Genomic DNA, 3203 nt, shown 5'->3' with positions numbered 1-3203 from the left:
CCAATGATGATGAATATATTGATTTATTAAAAGAAAAAATATCACTAGATAAAATAATTAATTTTAAAATGATTAATGCTAAAAGGAATGTATCAAATATTGACTCGGACAGAACGTTATCATATCTATCTTCAAAATATTACGAGAAAAATGAAGAAAAAGAAAACGAGTCAGACATAATACGTGATTTTAAATCGGCCCTAAGTAAAACAGACACCAGTTTAAATAAAATTTACAGTGGATTATTTGGGAAAATAATTGAGAAGGTAGGACGGTTTGGCGGTATTAATGAAGGAGACTCAATGATTAAAATAGAGTCTACATTAAACCACAAGGAACTACTAAAAGACAATACAACTGTAATGTATGATCATCATGGAGAACATTCATTGCCTGAAAATTTTAATGGGTTGGGTTACTTAAATTTAATAAGTATGATTTTTGAAATCGAATTGCTCTTGAGTGATTTTAGAAATGACAATAAAGTGAACGAGCTATCAGCTGAAATCAATTTACTTTTTATTGAAGAACCCGAAGCTCACACTCATCCACAAATGCAATACATATTTATTAAAAATATAAAAGACATTTTGAGAGATGCTAGTAAGGGAGAGGATGGTAAGCCATTTAATTTACAAACCATTATTTCAACACATTCATGTCACATCACTTCAGAGAGTGAATTCGACGATATTAAATACTTCTATAAAACCGATAATAACAGAGTTATTGCCAAAAACCTAAAGGATTTACATAAAGAATATGAGAAGGATGGAGAAATTAATAATTACAAATTTCTAAAGCAATATTTAACACTGCATCGATCCGAATTATTCTTCGCTGATAAGGCTATTTTTATTGAGGGTGATACTGAACGGTTATTGTTACCTGCTATGATGAAAAAAATTGATCAAGAAGGCAGTGGTAATCCTTTACTTTCTCAAAATATATCTATTATAGAGGTAGGAGCGTATTCTCATATCTTTGAAAAATTCATTGCTTTTATTGGGGTTAGATCATTGATTATTACAGATATAGACTCTGCCAAAAAAGTAGTTGAAGTAAAAGATGGAGTAAAAAGAAATTCAGATAAAAAATGTAAGGTTTCAGATAGCGAAGCATACACAACTACGAATGCATCTTTAAAGTATTTTATTAATCCTTCAAAATATCAACAATATATTAGAACAGAAGCAGCAGCTGCTAGTGAGTTGATTATTCAGTCAACAAGTGAACAAAATAATTTAGAGTTTTATAAAAGATTGTCTTTAGAGAATAAGTTGCTTCAAAAGGATACTCAATCTAAGTTATGGGTACAAAGTAAGAATGGGAATGTATTAGTTATTTATCAAACAGCAGAAAAAAATTCAAAAGAATTAGAATACCATGCAAGAAGCTTTGAGGACTCTTTCTTTCATTTGAATAGACAATTCATATTAGATAATAAAATAAAATTTCAGAGTTTGAAAAATATTGACTATTTTGATGATGAAAAAAACGACGCTTATTTTTTGGCTGAAAAATGTATAGATAAAAAGCCATCTTTCGCTATGGAGATATTATTACATAGTATAGAGGAAGGTAATAAGAAATATTGTAATTGGGAAATACCTGGATACATAAAGGAAGGATTAATATGGTTGAAAAACAGTTAGAAATTGAAGTCACGCAGATTCTTGAACTTATTGCGAAAGGGAATAACTTCCTATTAAGTGGTGGTGCTGGTAGTGGTAAAACATATTCACTAGTGCAGGTCATAGGGGAAGCCATTAGGGATAATCCGGTGTCGAAAGTAGCATGTATTACTTATACAAATGCTGCTGTAAAAGAAATAAAAGAAAGAGTAGATCATGCTAACTTATACGTAACTACTATTCATGATTTTTTGTGGGAAAGTATTAAGACTTTTCAAAAAGATTTAAAGAAGAGTTTATTAACTCTTATTAATGAGGAGCATTCAAAAATTGTAAGCCCGGAAGGCATTAATAATGATGCAGGGTATTTTAATGCTTTTGATAATGGTATTCAGTATAAGGAATATACACGTATTAATGAAGGAATTATATCGCATGATGAAGTACTAGAATTGGCCAACTTTATGTACAAAACTTATCCTTTGCTCTGCGATATATTAAAAGATAAGTATAGATTTATCTTCATAGACGAATATCAAGATACAAACCCACACGTTATTGAGATATTCTTAGAACATCTAAAGAAAAGTAAAAAAAAATGCACAATAGGATTGTTTGGGGATTCAATGCAATCCATCTATGATGAAGGCATCGGTGATCTAAGAAAATACATTGAGTCTCAGGAAGTACAAGAAGTTAGGAAAAAACAAAATCGCAGAAATCCACGACTAGTTATTGAACTTGCCAATAAATTAAGAAACGATGGGTTGGTTCAAGAGCCATCTAATGACCATAATGCACCAAATATGAGTGAGGGGAGTATTCAAGAAGGGAATATAAAATTTTTATACTCTTTAAATAATGACCTAAACCTTGACCAAATAAAGAAGTTGGGATACTTCAATAATTGGAACTTTGATGATACTAAACAAACTAAAGAATTGTACCTTACTCATAATCTAATAGCACCAAAAGCCGGCTTTCCAGAATTAATGGAGATTTATGATAAGGATCCAATAATTGTTCTGAAAAATAAGATTAGAAATAAAATAAAGGAAAAAAATATAAAATTTGAAGAAGAGGAGTATACATTTGATCAAGTTGTAGACCTTGTAAAATTAACAAATAAGCAGAAACTAATAAAAGCTCTTATCACAGAAAATCCCGTTCATAATGCTCTTTACGATGAGTTAAAAGATCTACCATATTCACAAGTGAAAAGAATTTATTTAACTAAAGACATGCTAATTGATGATAAAAAACAAGATGTAGATGATGGAAATAGAGCAGGATCTAAAAGAGACCCGTTAATAAAGCATCTCTTTAAGATCCAAGGTGTTGTTCAGTTGTATAGAGAAAAGTTATATAATGAATTTATCAGAAGAACAGAATTTCAAATTCGATCAATTGAAGATAAAATCGAGATAAACGAGATCGTATTACAGATTGAAAAGATGAGTAATTCAAGTATTGAACAAGTAATTCAATATGCTAATAAATATAGATTATGTAAAAAGGATGATAGTTTTAATAGATTCGTTAAAGAGAATGAATATGTTTATAATAGGG

2 protein-coding genes are annotated in these 3203 nt (G+C 29.8%); both read left to right on the top strand.

Annotated elements, in window-relative coordinates; all coding sequences use genetic code 11:
• Positions 1 to 1655 (top strand): ATP-dependent nuclease (locus tag AC1DWN_RS31025; protein ID WP_477562713.1); only part of this gene is annotated, 1655 nt, incomplete at its 5' end.
• A partial coding sequence (locus AC1DWN_RS31020) for a UvrD-helicase domain-containing protein (protein WP_477562712.1) occupies positions 1637 to 3203 on the top strand: 1567 nt, incomplete at its 3' end. The genes AC1DWN_RS31025 and AC1DWN_RS31020, both read left to right, overlap by 19 nt.

Source organism: Paenibacillus sp. P4_A7 (assembly GCF_056402455.1).
Note: the sequence above shows the minus strand (reverse complement) of the source record. Positions and strands in the feature narration are given on the sequence as shown.